Origin of the sequence: Poseidonocella pacifica, from assembly GCF_900111875.1 — a bacterium.
In the GTDB taxonomy this organism is placed as follows: Bacteria; Pseudomonadota; Alphaproteobacteria; order Rhodobacterales; family Rhodobacteraceae; genus Poseidonocella; species Poseidonocella pacifica.
In genome coordinates this window covers 130,561-148,301 of record NZ_FOJU01000004.1, presented here as the reverse complement: position 1 = coordinate 148,301, position 17,741 = coordinate 130,561, and the positions used below count along the sequence as shown (strand labels likewise).

16 protein-coding genes are annotated in these 17,741 nt (G+C 60.7%); 4 read left to right on the top strand and 12 right to left on the bottom strand.

Translation table 11 applies throughout. The features are described 5' to 3' along the window. Positions 1 to 9: 9 nt before the first annotated feature. The 3 genes from bhcC to bhcA are packed head-to-tail and all read right to left on the bottom strand — an operon-like array spanning position 10 to position 3,361. Positions 10 to 1,173: a 3-hydroxy-D-aspartate aldolase BhcC gene (gene bhcC, locus BM234_RS12635; protein ID WP_092065528.1), complete on the bottom strand. Its 1,164-nt coding sequence runs from the start codon at positions 1,171 to 1,173 to the stop codon at positions 10 to 12. A 12-nt stretch (positions 1,174 to 1,185) separates the two neighbouring features. Then, the gene (gene bhcB / locus BM234_RS12630; protein ID WP_092065526.1) at positions 1,186 to 2,157 is read right to left on the bottom strand and encodes a beta-hydroxyaspartate dehydratase BhcB; all 972 of its coding nucleotides are present in this window, start codon (positions 2,155 to 2,157) and stop codon (positions 1,186 to 1,188) included. A gap of 13 nt (positions 2,158 to 2,170) precedes the next feature. Next, a complete protein-coding gene (bhcA, locus tag BM234_RS12625) occupies positions 2,171 to 3,361 on the bottom strand; it encodes an L-aspartate--glyoxylate aminotransferase BhcA (protein ID WP_092065524.1) in 1,191 nt (396 codons plus the stop codon). Positions 3,362 to 3,539: 178 nt separating this feature from the next. On the opposite strand from bhcA, the gene BM234_RS12620 reads away from it, so the two are divergent. Continuing rightward, the gene (locus BM234_RS12620; RefSeq protein ID WP_092065522.1) at positions 3,540 to 4,385 is read left to right on the top strand and encodes an IclR family transcriptional regulator; all 846 of its coding nucleotides are present in this window, start codon (positions 3,540 to 3,542) and stop codon (positions 4,383 to 4,385) included. Here BM234_RS12620 and BM234_RS12615 read toward each other — a convergent pair. The 7 genes from BM234_RS12615 to BM234_RS12585 all read right to left on the bottom strand — a co-directional run bounded on the left by BM234_RS12615 (position 4,382) and on the right by BM234_RS12585 (position 13,381). Continuing rightward, positions 4,382 to 5,983, bottom strand: a complete 1,602-nt coding sequence (locus tag BM234_RS12615) for a putative bifunctional diguanylate cyclase/phosphodiesterase (RefSeq protein WP_175501269.1) — start codon at positions 5,981 to 5,983, stop codon at positions 4,382 to 4,384. The genes BM234_RS12620 and BM234_RS12615 overlap by 4 nt on opposite strands. A 99-nt stretch (positions 5,984 to 6,082) precedes the next feature. Continuing rightward, positions 6,083 to 7,192, bottom strand: coding sequence for a flagellar basal body P-ring protein FlgI (locus tag BM234_RS12610; RefSeq protein ID WP_092066039.1), 1,110 nt, complete (start codon positions 7,190 to 7,192; stop codon positions 6,083 to 6,085). A gap of 5 nt (positions 7,193 to 7,197) precedes the next feature. Then, positions 7,198 to 8,208, bottom strand: a complete 1,011-nt coding sequence (locus BM234_RS12605; protein WP_092065518.1) for a flagellin — start codon at positions 8,206 to 8,208, stop codon at positions 7,198 to 7,200. 2 nt (positions 8,209 to 8,210) lie between these two features. Next, positions 8,211 to 9,662 carry a flagellar hook-associated protein FlgK gene (flgK, locus tag BM234_RS12600; RefSeq protein WP_092065516.1) on the bottom strand — a complete coding sequence of 484 codons (1,452 nt, stop codon included), beginning with the start codon at positions 9,660 to 9,662 and terminating at the stop codon, positions 8,211 to 8,213. Between the two features lie 43 nt (positions 9,663 to 9,705). Next, the gene (locus BM234_RS12595) at positions 9,706 to 11,013 is read right to left on the bottom strand and encodes a flagellar hook protein FlgE (protein ID WP_092065514.1); all 1,308 of its coding nucleotides are present in this window, start codon (positions 11,011 to 11,013) and stop codon (positions 9,706 to 9,708) included. Positions 11,014 to 11,145: 132 nt separating this feature from the next. Next, a complete protein-coding gene (locus BM234_RS12590; protein WP_092065512.1) occupies positions 11,146 to 11,979 on the bottom strand; it encodes a flagellar motor protein MotB in 834 nt (277 codons plus the stop codon). A 184-nt stretch (positions 11,980 to 12,163) separates the two neighbouring features. Beyond that, the gene (locus BM234_RS12585) at positions 12,164 to 13,381 is read right to left on the bottom strand and encodes an argininosuccinate synthase (RefSeq protein ID WP_092065510.1); all 1,218 of its coding nucleotides are present in this window, start codon (positions 13,379 to 13,381) and stop codon (positions 12,164 to 12,166) included. A 125-nt stretch (positions 13,382 to 13,506) separates the two neighbouring features. Between BM234_RS12585 and BM234_RS12580 the strand changes: the two genes are divergently transcribed. Together BM234_RS12580 and ilvA are read left to right on the top strand one after the other, a co-directional pair. Continuing rightward, positions 13,507 to 14,298, top strand: coding sequence for a hypothetical protein (locus tag BM234_RS12580; protein WP_092065508.1), 792 nt, complete (start codon positions 13,507 to 13,509; stop codon positions 14,296 to 14,298). A 41-nt stretch (positions 14,299 to 14,339) separates the two neighbouring features. After that, on the top strand, positions 14,340 to 15,578 hold the full coding sequence (gene ilvA / locus BM234_RS12575; RefSeq protein WP_092065506.1) for a threonine ammonia-lyase IlvA: 1,239 nt from the start codon (positions 14,340 to 14,342) through the stop codon (positions 15,576 to 15,578). On the opposite strand, the gene BM234_RS12570 is transcribed toward ilvA, so the two are convergent. Continuing rightward, positions 15,541 to 15,903, bottom strand: coding sequence for an Hpt domain-containing protein (locus BM234_RS12570; RefSeq protein ID WP_092065504.1), 363 nt, complete (start codon positions 15,901 to 15,903; stop codon positions 15,541 to 15,543). The genes ilvA and BM234_RS12570 overlap by 38 nt on opposite strands. Positions 15,904 to 16,035: 132 nt before the next feature. Here BM234_RS12570 and BM234_RS12565 point away from each other — a divergent pair, with 132 nt between their 5' ends. Continuing rightward, the gene (locus tag BM234_RS12565; protein WP_092065502.1) at positions 16,036 to 17,301 is read left to right on the top strand and encodes a PP2C family protein-serine/threonine phosphatase; all 1,266 of its coding nucleotides are present in this window, start codon (positions 16,036 to 16,038) and stop codon (positions 17,299 to 17,301) included. On the opposite strand, the gene BM234_RS12560 is transcribed toward BM234_RS12565, so the two are convergent. Then, positions 17,287 to 17,730, bottom strand: a complete 444-nt coding sequence (locus tag BM234_RS12560; RefSeq protein ID WP_092065501.1) for an NUDIX domain-containing protein — start codon at positions 17,728 to 17,730, stop codon at positions 17,287 to 17,289. The genes BM234_RS12565 and BM234_RS12560 overlap by 15 nt on opposite strands. Positions 17,731 to 17,741: the final 11 nt, after the last annotated feature.

Sequence of the window (17,741 nt, the reverse complement as noted above, 5' to 3'; positions counted from 1 at the left end):
CCCGATATCTCAATAAGCCTTGCCGCGCGCACTCACGGGCCAAAGCGTTTCGACCTTGCCGCCTCGTACGCCGACGTACCAATCGTGAACGTTGCAGGTCGGATCACAATGCCCCGGCACAAGCCTCAGCTTGTCGTTCGCCTTCAGCACGCCCTGCCCGTCCTCGACCACGCCATGTTCATCGGAACACTTGATGTATTTGACATCGTCCCGACCAAAAACGGTGGGCAGGCCACTATCCACCGATTGTGCCTTGAGACCGGCATCAACAATCGCTTTGTCCGACTTCGCGTGGCTCATGACGCTGGTCAGGATGAAGAGAGCGTTTTCCCATTCCCCCTGATCGATCCGCTTGCCGTCCTTGTCCAGGATACGCCCGTAATCGGCATCCATGAAAGCATAGGAGCCGCACTGCAGCTCATTATAGACGCCCGAGGTTCCTTCGAAATAGTAAGATCCGGTTCCTCCTCCACCGACGATGTCGCATTCCAGACCCTCGGCCTTCAGTCCATCCACGGCATCGCGCACCATGGCGACGGCGGTGTCGATCTTGGCCTTGCGCTCATCATAGCTGTCGATGTGCTGCATTGCGCCTTGATAGGCTTGGATGCCGGAAAACTTGAGCCCCGGTGCGGCGTCGATGGCTTTGGCAATCTCGATCACTGCGGGCGTCGTGGTCACACCGCAACGCCCCGCGCCGCAATCGATCTCCACCAGACACTCGATCTCGGTGCCATGTTTCTGTGCGCCAGCGGACAGATCGGCGACGTTCTCCACGTCATCGACGCAAACGATCGTGCGCGCCCCGAGCTTTGGCAGGCGCGCCAGACGGTCGATCTTGGCCGGATCACGGACTTGATTGGAGACGAGCACATCCTTGATGCCGCCACGGGCGAACACTTCCGCCTCCGACACTTTCTGGCAGCAGACGCCGCAGGAACCGCCAAGAGATTCCTGAAGTTTCGCCACATCCACGGATTTGTGCATCTTGCCGTGCACCCGGTGGCGAACCCCATGCTCCTTGGCCCAATCGCCCATCTTCTTGATATTGCGTTCAAGCGCATCGAGATCGAGCACCAGACAAGGGGTCTGGATTTCATCCTCGCTCATCCCGATGGCGGCGGGAATGTCGAAGCCCACCTCGAGTTCGTCTATGTTCACTTGCTGGTTCATTGGTCGTCCTCCTCAGCCTTCGATCCAGGGAAGCTTGTTCATGTCCACATTGCCGCCGGTGATGATCACCCCGACGCGCTTGCCGCGGAACACTTCCGGGTTCTTCAGTATGGTGGCGAGCGGCACGGCGCAGCTCGCCTCGATGACGATCTTCATCCGCTGCCAGGTCAGCTTCATCGCGTCGATGATCTCTTCTTCGCTCGCGGTCAGGATATCGGTCACATGGTTCGACACGAAATGCCAGGTGTTGTCCTTGAGCGGCACCTTGAGCCCGTCCGCGATCGTTTCAGGCGCATCATCGGCGATGATGTGCCCCGCCTTGAAGCTTCGATAGGCATCGTCGGCCTGCTCAGGTTCGGCCGCGTAGATTTCCATTTCCGGAGCGATGTTTGAAAGCGTGAGACAGGTGCCCGACACCATTCCGCCCCCCCCGATCGGCGCAATGACCGCATCAAGCCCCGCAACCTGATCAAGCAACTCGCGGGAGCACGTCGCCTGTCCACAGATAACGCGCGGATCGTTGTAGGGGTGCACGAATTCAGCGCCCGTGCGCGCCTCTACTTCGGCAAAGACCGCTTCTCTTGATGTTGTGGAGGGTTCACATTCCGTGATTTGCCCCCCATAGCCCCGCACGGCTGCCTTCTTGGCTTCTGGCGCTGTGCGCGGCATCACGACATGGCAGGGAATTCCACGCCGGCCCGCCGCGTACGACAGGGAAAGCGCGTGATTGCCGCTCGAATGCGTCGCGACGCCCCGTTTGGCCATTTCGTCAGAAAGCCCAAAGACAGCATTGCACGCACCCCGAACCTTGAAGGCACCCGCCTTCTGGAAGTTCTCGCATTTGAAGAACAACTCCGCCCCGGTCAGTTCATTGAGATAACTGGAGGTGAGGACTGGGGTACGGTGCACATAGGGGGCAATGCGCTCATGAGCGGCAATGACATCGTCCAGCGTCAGACTGGCGGCCGGTACCTTGTCGAGCATTCTCAGATCCTCCTCATGCTGCTGAACGCAGCGCATTGGCGCGCGACGCCCGATAGTGTTCTTGTGCCGCAGCCACGCCCGAGCCCAGTTCGATGGGATAGCCGAGATCCGCCATCGCCATTTCGATGGTCGCCAACCCAGACAGAACCATGACATCCGTCAGCATGCCGAGATGGCCGATCCGGAACGCCTTGCCGTTCATTTCCCCAAGGCCAACGCCGAATGAGACACCATAGGCACGATAAGCATGCTCTGTCAGCGCATTGCTGTCGAATCCCGAGGGTACGTAAATGGCGCTGACCGTTTGTGAGTACAGTTCCGGCCGCGCGGCGCAAAGTGACAGCCCCCAAGCCGACGCGGCACGCCGCACCCCTTCGGCAAGACGAACATGCCGATCATAGACCGCGCCCAACCCTTCCTCGAAAAGCATATCGAGGCTGGTTCGCAGCCCCTGGATGAGTTGCACTGGGGGCGTGTAGGGATAGCCGCCACCGACGTAGGCTTTGCGCATGTCACGGAAATCAAAATAGGTGCGAGGCAGTTTCGCGCCTTCCATCGTGTTCAGAGCCTTTTGACTCACCCCCAGGATCGCCATGCCCGTCTGAAGCATGAACCCTTTTTGGGAACCGCTGACCGCGATATCGACACCCCATGCATCCATCTCGAACGGAACGCAGGCCAGCGAACTGACGCAATCCACAAGAAGGAGTGCATCGTGATTTGCACCGTCCATTGCCTTGCGCACCAAGGAGATGTCACTCATGACGCCCGTTGCGGTTTCGTTATGTGTGACGAGCACCGCCTTGATCTCTCCGGCGGTATCATCGGCAAGAATCTCCCCAAAGCGCTCGGCTGGCGCGCCTTCTCCCCAAGGGCATTCCACAACGCGCACATCGAGCCCGTGCCGCTCACACATGTCGATCCATTTGTGGGAGAACATGCCATAGCGCGCGATCAGAACCGCATCGCCCGGAGAAAGCGTGTTGGTGATCGCCGCTTCCCACCCTCCGGTACCGCTTCCGGGAAAGAGAATGATTTCCCCCTCCGCGGTGCCAAAGACCCGCTTTGTATCTTCGAGAACGGGGGCGAACGTCTCCACGAAATCGGGCGCGCGATGGTCTTTTGTCTGCATGGACATCGCCATGCGCAAACGGTCGGGAATATTTGTGGGGCCCGGAATAAAGACCGGATTCTGGTCTGACATGGTAAGCTCCTCCGCATTTTTTCCTGACCATAGGTCAACTTAGCCGTGCTTGCAATTTTTTTGAAAAACGATTTCATTTTTGTGTTTTCCGCGTAGATCGCTGAAATGCTGTGATTTTCATTTTACGAAATATTGGATGCTGCGGTATGCTGAAAAAAATTTTCAGTGTGAGTCTGGCATGTCGACCACCTTGGATGACCGAAAAGGCGAAAGACGTGGCCGTGGGCGCCCCAGAGGGCCCGCCGCCGCTACGGGCAGCATTCAGGCGCTGGATCGCGCGTTATCGGTGCTGCAAAGCCTCGCCGCTCAGGGCCGCGTGAAGCTCACCGATCTTGCGTTGGAGGTCGGAATCCCTACCGCCACCGCCTATCGCATCCTGACCACATTGCACTCCCGAGGTTTCGTGGATTTCGAAGAGGCGACACAGAGTTGGAAAGTCGGTCTCGAAGCATACCGGACGGGAAGTGCCTATCTCGTACAGACCCAACTCGTGGATGCCGCGCGCCCCGCGATGCGCGATCTTATGGAAGAAAGCGGCGAAACCGCAAATCTCGCGATTCCCGACGGGGGCGAAGTGGTGTTCATCGGACAGGTCGAAACCCGCAACCCTATCAGGGCCTTCTTTCAGCCGGGCACACGGACCAAGATGCACGCCTCCGGCACCGGCAAGGCGATCCTCGCCGCGATGAGCGAAGCGCAGGTTGTCCAGATCCTGACGAGGCAAGGTTTGCCGCAATTTACCGAGACGACGCTTGTCACCAAAGACGCGCTCTTTGCCGATCTGCACCTGACACGGGAACGCGGATGGTCCTTCGACCGTGACGAACGGCACGTCGGCATGTCCTGCATCGGAGCGCCGATCTTCAACAATCGCGGTGATGTGCGGGCGGGTATCTCCATCTCAGGACCAAGCGCCCGTTTTGACGATGGAAACATCCCGCTTCTTGGCCGCAGAGTGCGTACCGCTGCGGATTGGATCACCCAGATCACCGGAGGCACCCCCCCGGAAATCCCAGCGCCCTAGCCGGCCTCTCGGCCGGGCCAGGTCATGGGCATAGATGCGCCGACATCGGTCTCTCCCCTGAGTTCAAGGAACCAGGAGACATCCTCGCACGACATGGCCTTTGCGTAGAGGAACCCTTGCCCTTGCTCACACCCGATGCTGCGCAGCCAGACCTCGTCATCCTGCGTCTCTATCCCTTCGGCGGTCGCGATCAGGCCGAGGGTCTGGGCGAGGTTGACTATCCCCAGGACAATCTTCGCATTCTCCGTGTCCTGCCGTCCGTTGGTGACAAGGCTCCGGTCGATCTTGACCTTGTCGAAGGGCAACTGGCGCAATGTGGTGAGGCTGGAGTAGCCCGTGCCGAAATCGTCCAGCGCGATCTTGATCTTCTCTGCCTTGAGCGCATTGATCACCTTGGTCGCTGCTTGGAATTCGTGGATCAACGCGCCTTCGGTGAATTCGACCTCGAACCGCTCGGGCGGGAAGCCAGTTTCCTGAAGTGTCTTTGCGATAGAGCGAACAAGATTACGGTCCTTGAACTGCACCGGCGACAAGTTGAAGGACAGTGTCAGCGACGGATCCCAATCGCGCGCCGCGAGACAGGCCTTTCCCAGCACGACGGAGCCGAGCTGTCCGATCAGGCCAATATCTTCCGCAATGTCGATGAACTCGGACGGGGGCAACACGCCTTGCCGGGGATGGTGCCACCGGGCCAAAACCTCAAAACCTCGGATCCTGTTGTCCGCCAAGGTCACCATAGGCTGGAAATGCGGGTGGAACTCCTTCTCGCGAATCGCCCGACGAAGATCCGCCTCCAGCCCAGCGCGAATTCGCAAATGCTCTCCCAATGCCTCATCGAAATGGGCGATACGATTACGTCCGTCCCGTTTGGCGCGATACATTGCCTGATCCGCGTTTTTGACCAGATCGCCGACCGAGAGCGCCCCGACCTGCGTGGCGATCCCGATGCTTGTCTCCACATCGATCTCCAGACCCTCAATGGTGAACCGCTGGGTCACCGCATCACGCAGGCGATGAGCAAGCGCGGAAACATAGACATGATCGGATCGCTCGAACGCCGCCGAGACACCAAATTCATCGGCGCCCAGCCGGGCGACCAATTCCCCGTCACCGCAAGCGATCTTGAGCTGATCCGCCACGCGCTGCAACAGAAGATCACCGATCGCGTGACCATGTATATCATTGATGTGCTTGAAGGAATCCAGATCAAGAACCATGACCACGGGGATCAGATTGGTATCCACCTGCTCCCGGATACGGGCTGCGATATCTTCGACAAAGTACCGCCTGTTGGCCAGACCCGTCAAAAGATCGTTCCGCGCGAGAAGCTCCGCCCGGCGCTCAGCTCGACGTCGCACCAAAATCTCTGTCGATAGTTTCCGGTCGCGTATCAGCAGCAGGATCATCATCGTGACGCTGGTGGTCAAGGCGATGGGAACCATCTCCTTGTGGGACAGATGATTCCGCTCGTGAACAAAATAATCGAAGGCTTCGATCGCACCGAGTGACCGCAGCGTCAGATACACCGCGACCGCGCAACAGACGACGAGGATATACTCATACCGAGATTTGAGCGCGCAGATAAACCGATCAATCATAACAGGAACCCTAGCCAATCTGGCTATCACCATGGAGAACAGGGGTTAAGACGCTGCTTAGCTGGTGAGAGAAAATGTCGGGTCCGACCCGGCCTTCACCTAGCGAACAACGAATTCAGCATGCAGTGCGCCAGCCGCCTTGATGCTCTTGAGGATATCGATCATGTCGCGCGGCGCCACGCCCAAGGCGTTTAGACCGGCAATGACCTCCGACAGGGATGTCCCGTCTGGCACTTCGGCCAAGCCGATCCCTAGCTCTTCCTCGATCTGCGCATTGGTTCGCGGCACAACCACCGTTTCGCCCTCGGCGAAGGGGTTGGGCTGTACCACAAGCGGCGCCTCCTCGATACGTAAGGTCAGATTGCCCTGTGACACCGCCACGCGGCTGATCCGGACATCTTCGCCCATCACGATCGTACCGGAGCGTTGATCGACGACCACGCGGGCCTTTCGCTCAGGCTCGACGAGAATATTTTCGACACGGCCAAGCACATGCGCCGGAGAACGCATGCGCGCGCCATCGACATCAAGGCGTACGGTCCCCGCATCCGTCATCGCGGCGATACCCCGGCCAAATTCGCTGTTGATCGCCTGTTCGATCCGCGCGGCAGTGGTGAAATCCGGTGTACGCAAGGCGAGGCGGATACTGCTGAGTCCGGCAAAGTCGAATTCCACTTCGCGTTCGACGCGGGCCCCCGCAGGAATGACACCAGCCGTAGGGACGCCTTGCACAACTTGCGCGGCTTCGCCCTCTGCGACCGCACCGCCGGCGATGATCGTTCCTTGCGCCACCGCATAGATCTGGCCATCGGCAGCATTGAGAGGGGTCATGATCAGGGTCCCGCCGAGCAAGCTGCTGGCATCCCCGATCGCCGAGACGGTCACATCGATCTGGCCGCCCGTTCGCGAAAATGGCGGGAGGGTCCCGGTGACGATCACCGCAGCCACGTTTCGCGCCCTGAACTGTTCGCCCGCCACGTTGACGCCGAGCCGTTCGAGGATGTTCGACATGATTTCTTCGGTGAAGGGGGAGTTGCGCAAACCATCTCCCGTCCCGTTGAGACCGACAACGAGGCCGTATCCCACAAGATCGTTGCCACGAACGCCGTCGAATTCGACGAGGTCCTTGATCCGGATCGGGCCAGCCTCCCCGACCGATGCGTGAAAGGTCAGCGTCAGGGCGAGGAACAGGGTCAGGGCGCGCAACATGATCATCACATCAGGTAATCCATAAGGGACAGCCGTGAGGAACTGGCCGTGGCAACATAAAGCGACTCAAGCTGGAACTGAGCGTTCTCGAGCAATGTCGCCGTTTCGAACGGGTCGGCAGTCACCAGAAGCGATCGCGCGATGGAGAAGGCCGAGTGCTCCGCGGAAATCCGCGTGGTCTGGTATTCCAACTGCGCCTGCACCGTCCCCACCTTGGAGCGCGTATCGGTCAATGTGGCCTTCGACGACAGGCCGAGTTCAGCCGTGCGACCGAGAACTTGCCCACGCAGGGTGATGTTCGACGTCACGAGATTGTCTTTCATCAATGCGCCCATCGCCAGCGCCTTGAGTGTATCTCGAATGCCGCCATCAAGCGCCGTGACCCCGGGACCGACCTCGCGGCCATCGCCGATCATGAAGGGCTCCATTTCATCGGTCGAACCGGTATAGGCCCAGGTTTCATAGCCCCCCGCCGGATCCTTGAACCATGTGTCCAGTGCTGTCTCGATGGAATCGAGATCGGTCATCCCAGAGACGAGCGTACTTAGCTCATCGAGGATTTCCTGCGCGGGACGAAGTGCCGGATCCCCGGTCGCATCCCCGGAGAAGAGCGAGCGCCCACCCGCCGGAACGTTCAATGAGGAGACCAGCGTTTTGAATTGCGTGTCCGCTTCGATCGACGCCGCGTTGAGAACCGAGGAGAAGGTGGAGTTGGCCGCGGTAAGCATCGCCTCCACGGCCGTATCCAGCCCACCCATGACATTTTCCAAGGTGAGCTGCTGCGTCTCCATGAAAAATGCCGCTTCGTTCGTCGCTACCTGATAGGTATCGAGGGTCGTCAGAGAGCGTTCAAGGCTGGCAAGTTGTCCGAAATCACCCTGCAAAGAGGCGGCGAGATCGCTGATCCTGTTGGATGCCAGCTGATCGGTCAGGGTGTTGATATCCTGCCGGATTTCCGCATTTCGTTTGCGGGTGACATAAGATTGGGCGAGATCGCCGAGCGAGGAGATATTCATGGTCAGATCCTCAAGATTGCGTCCATCATCTCATCGATGACCTGGATGACGCGCGCGTTGGCTTGATAGCTTTGCTCGATCAACATGAGCTTTTGCGTTTCTTGATCGGTGTCGACACCCCCCTCCATCTGAAGAAGGCTGAGTTCGTTCTGGCGCGCGGCGGCAAAGGAGACATCCGCCTCCACGCCCTGCCGTGCGACGCCAAAGAATGACAGGATATCGGAGGCCATCGCGGATGAGGTGCGCGCCACTGCGCTTGCATTCGGCGAGTTTGGGGAGACCTGCTCCGCCAGTGCCCGTGCGCCCGCCTGAAGGATGTCGCTCATGCCCGAATTGCCTTGGGCCACGGCGTTTACACCATCGCGGAAGCGCCAGATCTCACCGCCTTCGTCCGGGTTGACCGAATCGTTGATCTGGATACGCGCGGCAACGCCAAGCTCAAGGGACGCGTCGAATGCATTGCCCTTGTCGGTAAACAGACCGGGGTCGCCGGCCGTGAGTGTGAAATCGACGTCCGTATCCTCGAACCGCTCCATGAGATCACGGGCAAGCGCATCTACCTTGCCCTGCGCTTCGACCATCATGTCGTCGCGGATATTGAACAAGGCCGAGAGCTTTCCGCCCCCGAGCTGTCCGCTGTCGGTTCCGTTGGTCTCGTTGCCGTTGACATAGAGCGCCGAGAGCGATCCCGCATCCAACGTCATATCTGCTTCGACGGCGTTGGACGCCGTGAAATCGATCTCAACGGGATTTGTATCGAGCAGCACCATTCCCCCTGCGGACAACAACGCCACCGCCTCGCGCGGGCGGCTCATGAGTTTGACCGGGACAATCTCGTTGATGTCGTCGATCACTGTCTGGCGTTGGTCATGCAAGGCTGCCGTCGTGCCGCCCGTCGCCACCGCACGGGTGATCTGCCGATTGAGAAGCTGCACCTGTTCGAGCTTCTGGTTGAGCAGCGTGACTTCGTTCTCGATGGCACGGTCGGCCTGCGCGCGCATCGTCTGAATATCCTCGGACAGGCCATTCATCGTATCGGTCAGGTTGACGGCCGCGTCGTGAACCTGGCGCAGCCGAGGTTCAGAATCTGGTCGGCTGGCCGCGGCAATGAGCGCGGATTCAAAGCTGTTCATCTGCGCAGTCAGCGAATCCGCATCGTCAGGAATTCCGAAGGCCCCCTCAAGCCGCGTCATATACGCCGAGAGGACCTCCTTGTTGGCAAGCTCCGCATCGGCGACGCGGCGATCGGCAAGGACGACGGGATCGACATTTCGGATGATCCCCGTGACCTTGACCCCGCCCGAACCCACGGAGGAATTGGCCGAAAGACCGACCTCCCGCACGCCATATCCTTCGGTCATGACGTTCGACATGTTCGAGGATACGGCCTGCGCAGATTTTGCCGCCGCAGTAAGGCCGCTCAGGGCATTCTGTAGAGAAGAAGAAATCGACATAGTCAGGCCTCACACGGCTAGCGGAACGGACGGGCGCGCTGGATCAGCGCTTGATGTTGGTTGTTTCCTGCAACATCTCGTCCACGGTCTGAATGACCTTGGCGTTGGTCGAATAGGCGCGCTGCGTCTGGATCAGGTCCGTCAGTTCGCCGGCGACATCCGTGGTGGATTGCTCCCGAGCGAATGACACCACCTCGCCGACCGACCCCTCACCCGCATTCAACAGGAAGAAGCTGCCGCTTTCGGCGGTAGGAAGGTAGATCTGACCATCCAGCGCCAACATCCCGTTGGGGTTCGGAAGATCGACCAGAGGGATCTGGTACAAGGTGCGGGAAATGCCGGTATCAAAGACGCCGTTCACGAAACCCTTCTCATCCACTTCGACCGAGATCATGTTGCCGACCGGCACACCATCCTTGGAAATGTTCACGGGCGCGAAGGTGCCCGCAAGCTGGGTCATGCCATCGGCATCACCGGGCTCGCCAATATTGATTTCGATATCACCGCTCGCCGTGGTGACCGTTAGGGCGCCGGTGGCGGGGTCATAGCTCGTGCCCGGGTTACCCGTCGCATCGGCCACCGACAGAAGCGTGCCGCCGCCAGTTCGGCTGTCATCGAATGTCAGGACGTATTCACCGATGACCGCCCCGCCCAGCGCGGCATCCGAGATTGCCATGGTCCATTCGTTCGAGGACCCCGAGCCGGGGATTGTCGGCGTGAATGTCAGGTCCAGTGTGTCGGAGCCACCGAGGTTGTCGAAATACTCGACGGAAACCGCGCTCGAATCGCCGGTGCCGCCCGCTTCGGTATCGGTAGAGGGCAGGTTGACCGCGATCGACATCTCCGTGGTCGGCTCTGCGGAGAATGTACCGGTGCTGATCTGTAGCGGCTCAAGACCGGTGGCCGTATCGCGCGGATACGCCGGAATGGTTCCATCAGAGCCAGCCGGCCAGCCGAGCAGGACCAGCCCGGATTCGGAGCGGAGGTAGCCATCGCCGTCGGGACGGAAAGATCCGGTTGTCGACAGGAACATGGTCGGGTCTTCGCCCGTGCCGAGCTGTGCGGCCTCCATGACGGGCAGAAACCCGCTACCCTTGACGGCAAGGTCCGTTGCATTCGTCGTGTTGATCAGCGTGCCCTTGGTATCGACCAGATGCTGGGTCGAGCTGCGCACACCCCCTGCGGAGTAGGAGCCGCCGGCCCCCGCGATCACAACCGAATGGAAGTCGGTCTCTACGCGCTTGTATCCGTAGGTGGAGGAGTTCGCGATGTTCTGCGAAATCGTTGCGAGCTTGCTTGCATTGGAAGAAAGCCCTGCCACACCTGCGTTGAGCGAGGAGGAAATGGTCATGATACGCCTTTCTGCTGTATGAGCCCCATCGTTGCGGACAGCAGTAGCGCGCGGTGCTTAACAGGCACCTAATATCTAAAACTGTTGCGGGGTGCCCCCCCACCAAAACCTCGGTGGAAAGGTCGCCTTGGCCTATCTTCCAGACCGCAGAAGGATCACTTCCACCCGGTCGTTCCGAACCGACATCGGATTCTCCACGATGGGTTCACGGTCCGCATGACCGGTAACGCGGTTCAGCCTTGAGGATTTCAGCCCTGAGCCTTGAAGCAGCCCCCGAACCGATTCCGCACGTCCCGCCGACAGAGTCCAGATCGGGTTGTCTTCGAATACCAATGGACGGGCGCGAACATGGCCTTCCACAGCTACGTCATTGACAACAATTCGGAAAACACGGGCCAGCATCTCGGTCAGATCGCGCAGCATCGCCGTCGGCTCCGCGGTGCCCTCTTCAAAGATTGGCGCGCCTTCGAGTGCAAAGATCTCGATCACGAGTCCTTCGTCCGTGACCCGCGTGACGATATGCCGGAGCATCTCATCATGGGCATCGCTCTCGCCCGATTGTCCCAGCAAGGCTTCTTCAACGGCGGCAAAGGCTTCGGTATCCTTGGCCTGTCCCTCTTGACCGACATCGCCGCGGGCCATGTCGCCCTCGGTCGACTTGTCCTGGCTGGCACCGATTCCGTTCTTGGGAAGCGTCATCTCGGCAAAGATATCGTTGCCGCCGAACGCGCCGTCACCACCGCCCGAAATCGGGCTCAGGGGAATCGTCGGACTGAAGTAATCCGCGATTCCGGCTCTTTGTTGTTCTGTTGTCGCATTCAAAAGCCACATCAGCATAAAGAAGGCCATCATTGCCGTGACGAAGTCGGCATATGCCACTTTCCAGGCACCACCATGATGCCCGTCGCCACTTACAACTTTTTTCCTCTTGATGATGATGGGCGCGACATTGCTGCCACTCGCCATCGGTCCACCACTTTCATTTCACCCAAGGATGAACATAGGACCGGTCGTTTAAGCCTGCCTTAATAGATCGGATTTTAGCCGGTTTACGGCATGTTGGCCCGCCCCCGACCTGCGGGCCACCACAGTCGCGCAAACGCCAACAGACGCGGGGGCGGCCATCGCTCCCGCGCCGATTCGCCCCGCCCTAGCGGTTCCGCTTCGCGCGCGCCGCCAGCAGCTTGAGCCGGAGCGCGTTGAGCTGGATAAAGCCCGCCGCGTCCTTCTGATCATAGGCGCCGGCATCGTCCTCGAACGTCACATGCGCTTCTGAATAGAGTGAGTTCTCGGACCAGCGGCCCACCGTCCGCGCCAGACCCTTATAGAGTTTGACCCGCACGGTCCCCGACACCATCGCCTGCGAATGGTCGATGGCAGCCTGCAACATTTCGCGCTCTGGGCTGAACCAGAAGCCATTGTAGACCAGTTCCGCATAGCGCGGCATCAACTCGTCCTTGAGGTGCATCGCACCACGGTCCAGGGTGATGCTCTCGATCCCGCGGTGCGCCTCAAGAAGGATGGTGCCGCCCGGCGTTTCATAGATCCCGCGCGACTTCATGCCGACAAAGCGGCCCTCCACGAGGTCGAGCCGGCCAATCCCATGCTTGCCGCCTAGTTCGTTGAGTTTCGTGAGAACCTCCGCCGGGCTCAGCGCCTCACCGTCGATCGAAACCGCATCCCCACGGGAAAATCCGATCTCCACGTATTGCGCCTCATTGGGGGCATCTTCGGGGTTCACGGTTCGCTGATAGACATAATCGGGCGCATCGACCGCCGGATCTTCCAGAACCTTGCCCTCGGAGGAGGTGTGCAACAGGTTCGCATCGACAGAGAATGGCGCCTCGCCGCGCTTGTCCTTGGCCACGGGGATCTGGTGCGCCTCGGCAAATTCCAGCAGCTTGGTCCGCGAGGACAGATCCCAGATCCGCCAAGGCGCGATCACCTTGATCTCGGGGTCCAGCGCATAGGCCGCCAGTTCAAACCGCACCTGATCGTTCCCCTTGCCCGTCGCGCCATGCGCCACCGCATCGGCGCCCGTCTCCGCCGCGATCTCCACCAACCGCTTGGAAATCAGAGGCCGCGCGATCGACGTGCCCAGCAGGTATTGCCCCTCATAGAGCGCATTGGCCCGGAACATCGGAAAGACGAAATCGCGCACGAACTCTTCGCGCAGGTCCTCGATGAAGATCTCCGAGACCCCCATCATCTCGGCTTTCTTGCGGGCGGGCTCAAGCTCCTCGCCCTGCCCCAGATCGGCGGTAAAGGTCACGACCTCACAGCCATACTCGGTCTGGAGCCACTTCAGGATGATCGAAGTATCAAGGCCGCCGGAATAGGCGAGAACGACTTTCTTGGGCGCGAGCATGCGATTTTCCTCTGTGTGTTTGCCCGCGCGGATATCCGGTTTTGCAGGCATGGGCAAGATTGGCCGGTTGACGCGATTCGGCGTCTTGAGGCATGGTCCGCCCTGATTTGACCAAAGGATTTTCCATGTCGGCACAGCGTTTCACGGCTTTCGCGATTTTCAAACATGGCTTGCGCATGTTGCTCCGCAATCTCGGACCTGCGTTCCGGATCTCCCTTCCCCTGGTGGTCGTTTCACTGGTCGCCGGTCTATATGGTCAAACGCTCGATCAAGGTCCCGGGCCTCACCCGGAGGCCAATACGCTGACCATCTGGTCCATCCTGCTCATCATTCCCTACGTCATCGCGACCCTCTGGACCGGCGTGGCTTGGCACAGATTCGTCCTGCTGGAAGAGACCCAAACCGGCTTCCTGCCGCCCTTCGACGGTGGCCGCATCCTCTCCTACTTCCTGAAATCCCTGCAGGTATGGATCGTGGGAGTTGGGGCAACCATCGCCGCCGTGATCGCCATAACGCTCTTTACCGCGCTCATCGCCTCGGGCGGAGGGTTCGGAATATTTGATCTGGATCGGTTCGGTCCCGGCGCAATCGCCCTCTTTGTCATTGCCATGTTCGGGGTGTTCTGGGCGATGCAGCGCTTCCTTCTTGTTCTGCCCGCCGCCGCCGTGGGCCATCCCTTCGGGCTCCGCGATTCGTGGAATGTGACCCGGCCCTACATTTTCACGATCCTCGGTGTGCTCGTCTTGCAATGCCTGCTGTCGATCCTGCTATCGGCCATCGTGATCGGATTCATCCTCGTCGCTCCGGCTCTGGGCTTTTTGCAATCCGCCATCCTTGAGTGGTTCAATACCATGTTCATCCTGTCGCTGATCACCACCTTCTATGGCATCTGCGTGGAGGAGCGCGATTTGTCCTGAAGGGCCTTGCCTCGGGGCGCGCGACCCGCCAAACCGGCAACATGACCGAGTTTCAGGATAAAGCCCGCGCCGCCGAGGCCGCCATTCGCACGCTGTTCGAGCCAACGCCGTGCCAGCGGAATGAACACCTCTCTGCCCGCTTTGACGCCGATATCTGGCTCAAGCGCGAAGATCTCAGCCCCGTGCGCTCCTACAAGATCCGCGGCGCCTTCAACGCGATGCGCAAGGTCCGCGCACAGGCCCCAGAACAGGATCTTTTCGTCTGCGCGTCCGCGGGCAACCATGCGCAGGGCGTCGCCTTTGTCTGTCGCCACTTCGGGGTGCGCGGTGTCATCTTCATGCCCGTGACCACGCCGCAGCAAAAAATCGCCAAGACCAAGGTGTTTGGCGGCGACAACATCGATATCCGCCTGACCGGGGATTATTTCGACGACACGCTCGCCGCCGCCAAGACCTTCTGCGCCGAGGCGGGCGGCCATTTCCTCGCCCCCTTTGACGATGAAGACGTCATCGAAGGACAGGCCAGCGTCGCGGTGGAAATAGAAGCCCAGCTGCCGACCCTCCCCGACCGGGTGGTCCTGCCCGTGGGCGGTGGTGGTCTTTCGGCCGGGGTCAGCGCCTATTTCGGCCCCGCCCTCGCCTTCAGCTACGTGGAACCGGCGGGCGGCGCGAGCCTGACCGAAGCCGTGGCCAGAGGCGCGCCCTACACGATCCGCCCTGTCGACAACTTCGTCGATGGCGCCGCCGTGGCCCGGATCGGTGACAAACCCTTTGCACGGCTCAAGGGGATCGCCCCCGCCGATGTGCACCGGGCGCCCGAGGATCGGATCTGCACCACCATTCTGGAGATGCTCAACCTCGAAGGCATCGTTCTTGAACCTGCGGGTGCTCTGTCGATCGACGTGCTGGAGGATCTGCGAACATCAATCCGCGGCAAGACCGTCGTATGCGTCACATCGGGAGGAAACTTCGATTTCGAACGCCTGCCCGAGGTCAAGGAACGCGCCCAGCGCTTCTCGGGGGTGAAGAAGTACTTCATCCTGCGCATGCCCCAGCGCCCCGGCGCGCTCAAGGAATTCCTGAACATCCTCGGCCCCGAGGATGACATCGCCCGCTTTGAGTATCTCAAGAAATCCGCGCGCAACTTCGGCTCTGTCCTGATCGGGATCGAAACCCTGCGGCCAGAGAACTTCGTGGAGTTCCGCGCCCGTCTCGACGCGGCGGGACTTGTCTATACCGACATCACGAATGACGAACTTCTGGCGCAGTTTCTGGTCTGAAGAGCGGGACCGTGACCCGCGATTGGAACCGGATCAGCGACGCCTCGTAACAGGCGACCACCTCGCCCAGATCGACAGGTTCGCCCGCAGTCGCGCGCCGCTCCCCTTCGCGGCAAAGATCGGCCAGCGCCCCGAACCCGAGGTTGAGCGCACCACCCTTCAGAAAGTGCATCTCCTGCGCGACGGTCCCGTTCAGGGCGCCGCTGCGAAGCCGCGCCATGATCTCATCCACCTCTTCGAGGAACAGCTCGACCACCTCGTCGAACCCTTCTTCGCCGATCTCCTCGCGCAGCTCGTCCACCCGCGACCAATCTATCCGATCCATGCTCATGGTCCCTTCGATAGCGGCTGCTCTGTTACCGAGGGGTGAACCGAAACCCGGAAAATGCCCCGATTTGAAGGTTTAATGCGCTCTTAAGCAAAATGCCCCAAGCAGGTTCCACCGCGGAGGCAGACCATGCAGCAGCAGCAACCCAGCCGGGCGCGGGAGCGCGGCCGGACCATCCATGTGCTCGTCGTCGATGACAGCAAACTACAGCGCCGCATCCTGTGCGCCGCGCTCAAACCTCGTGGCTACCGCGTTTCCGAAGCAGCCAGCGGAGAAGAGGCGCTTGGCATTTGCCGCGCCGATCCGCCCGACATGGTCATCAGCGACTGGATGATGCCGGGGCTTTCCGGGATCGAATTCTGCCGCGCGTTCCGCAGCATGCCCCGCGACAGCTATGGCTACTTCATCCTCCTGACCTCCAAGTCTGAAAAGGAAGCGGTGGCCGAGGGACTCGATGCCGGTGCCGACGATTTTCTGACCAAACCGGTTCATGTGGCCGAACTGCGCGCCCGCATCGCCGCCGGGGAACGCATTCTGGGGATGGAGCGGGAAATCAGCCAGAAGAGCCGGATGATTTCCGCCGCCCTCGAAGAGATCCAACAGCTTTACGGCGCGCTCGACCACGACCTGCGCGAGGCCCGCAAGCTTCAGCAATCGCTGGTCCGCGAACGCCACCGCACCTTCCCCGGCGCCGAAGTCTCGCTCATGCTGCAACCCTGCGGCCATGTGGGCGGGGATCTCGTCGGGTTCTTTCCGGTGGATGAGCGGCGCGTGGCGCTGTTTTCCCTCGACGTGTCCGGCCACGGGATCAGCTCGGCACTGATGACCGCGCGGCTGGCCGGATACCTCTCGCCCACCGCGCCCGGCTACAACGTCGCGCTGCGCAAGGACAGCGATGGCACCTATCGCGCCCAGCCTCTCGACACGGTCGTTGCCCGGCTCAACGCGCTCTTTCTCGAAGAGATGGACACCGAGCATTACTTCACCCTGATCCTCGCCTATGCCGACATGGTCACGGGTCAGGTCGATCTGGTGCAGGCCGGGCATCCGCATCCGCTCATCCTGCGATCAGGCGGCACGATAGAGCCGATCGGAACCGGCGGTCTGCCTGTCGGGCTGATCGAGGCGGCGGAATACGAGGTGACATCCTGCCGGTTGGAGCCGGGCGACCGGTTGCTGCTCCTGTCCGATGGCGCTTTCGATTGCACCACCCCCGGCGGCGCGATGCTTGGCGAAGACGGGGCTCAGGAAATGCTGGAATCGCTCCGCGGCTGCAAGGGGCCCTCGTTCCTCGATCGCTTCACCGTCGCGCTCAGCACCTTTACCCGCGGCGAGGATTTCCCTGATGACGTCTCCGCCGTGCTGTGGGATTTCGCCGGATCACCCCAGTCCTAGCGCCTGCCGCAAAAAGGCCCGGTCGCCGGAGTTGGAAAGCCGCTCCGCCGCCGCCTCGGGCCGCAACCACACCGCCTTGTGCCCCGGTTCCGTGGGCGGCCCCATCCGCATCACCGGCCGCGCGCGATAGATCGTACAGATCTTCTCCGCCCAAAGGTCATATTCCGGCATATAGGCAAACCGCCGGAATGCCCCGAGCCGCAGAGCCGGCCCCACATGCCAGCCTGTCTCTTCATAGATTTCCCGGTGCAACGCCGCCACCGGATGCTCCCCCGGATCGATCCCGCCACCGGGCAGTTGAAACTCCCGGTGCGGCGCATCCTGCCACGTCAGAAGCACCCGCCCGTTCCGCTCCAGAACCGCATAGACGCCCGGCCGCGCCACATAGCGCCGCCCCGGCTGCGCAGCCCTGCCATACCGTCTGATCATGCCGCCCCTCT

What these genes read in the sequence shown, in the direction of transcription:
- BM234_RS12615 (WP_175501269.1), bottom strand. Translation starts at nt 5,983, where the DNA reads ATGATTGATCGGTTTATCTGCGCGCTCAAATCTCGGTATGAGTATATC.
- bhcC (WP_092065528.1), bottom strand. Translation starts at nt 1,173, where the DNA reads ATGAACCAGCAAGTGAACATAGACGAACTCGAGGTGGGCTTCGACATT.
- BM234_RS12605 (WP_092065518.1), bottom strand. Translation starts at nt 8,208, where the DNA reads ATGAATATCTCCTCGCTCGGCGATCTCGCCCAATCTTATGTCACCCGC.
- BM234_RS12595 (WP_092065514.1), bottom strand. Translation starts at nt 11,013, where the DNA reads ATGACCATTTCCTCCTCGCTCAACGCAGGTGTGGCAGGGCTTTCTTCC.
- BM234_RS12580 (WP_092065508.1), top strand. Translation starts at nt 13,507, where the DNA reads ATGTCGGCACAGCGTTTCACGGCTTTCGCGATTTTCAAACATGGCTTG.
- BM234_RS12570 (WP_092065504.1), bottom strand. Translation starts at nt 15,903, where the DNA reads ATGGATCGGATAGATTGGTCGCGGGTGGACGAGCTGCGCGAGGAGATC.
- BM234_RS12620 (WP_092065522.1), top strand. Translation starts at nt 3,540, where the DNA reads ATGTCGACCACCTTGGATGACCGAAAAGGCGAAAGACGTGGCCGTGGG.
- bhcA (WP_092065524.1), bottom strand. Translation starts at nt 3,361, where the DNA reads ATGTCAGACCAGAATCCGGTCTTTATTCCGGGCCCCACAAATATTCCC.
- flgK (WP_092065516.1), bottom strand. Translation starts at nt 9,662, where the DNA reads ATGTCGATTTCTTCTTCTCTACAGAATGCCCTGAGCGGCCTTACTGCG.
- BM234_RS12560 (WP_092065501.1), bottom strand. Translation starts at nt 17,730, where the DNA reads ATGATCAGACGGTATGGCAGGGCTGCGCAGCCGGGGCGGCGCTATGTG.
- BM234_RS12565 (WP_092065502.1), top strand. Translation starts at nt 16,036, where the DNA reads ATGCAGCAGCAGCAACCCAGCCGGGCGCGGGAGCGCGGCCGGACCATC.
- bhcB (WP_092065526.1), bottom strand. Translation starts at nt 2,157, where the DNA reads ATGCTCGACAAGGTACCGGCCGCCAGTCTGACGCTGGACGATGTCATT.
- BM234_RS12590 (WP_092065512.1), bottom strand. Translation starts at nt 11,979, where the DNA reads ATGGCGAGTGGCAGCAATGTCGCGCCCATCATCATCAAGAGGAAAAAA.
- BM234_RS12585 (WP_092065510.1), bottom strand. Translation starts at nt 13,381, where the DNA reads ATGCTCGCGCCCAAGAAAGTCGTTCTCGCCTATTCCGGCGGCCTTGAT.
- BM234_RS12610 (WP_092066039.1), bottom strand. Translation starts at nt 7,192, where the DNA reads ATGTTGCGCGCCCTGACCCTGTTCCTCGCCCTGACGCTGACCTTTCAC.
- ilvA (WP_092065506.1), top strand. Translation starts at nt 14,340, where the DNA reads ATGACCGAGTTTCAGGATAAAGCCCGCGCCGCCGAGGCCGCCATTCGC.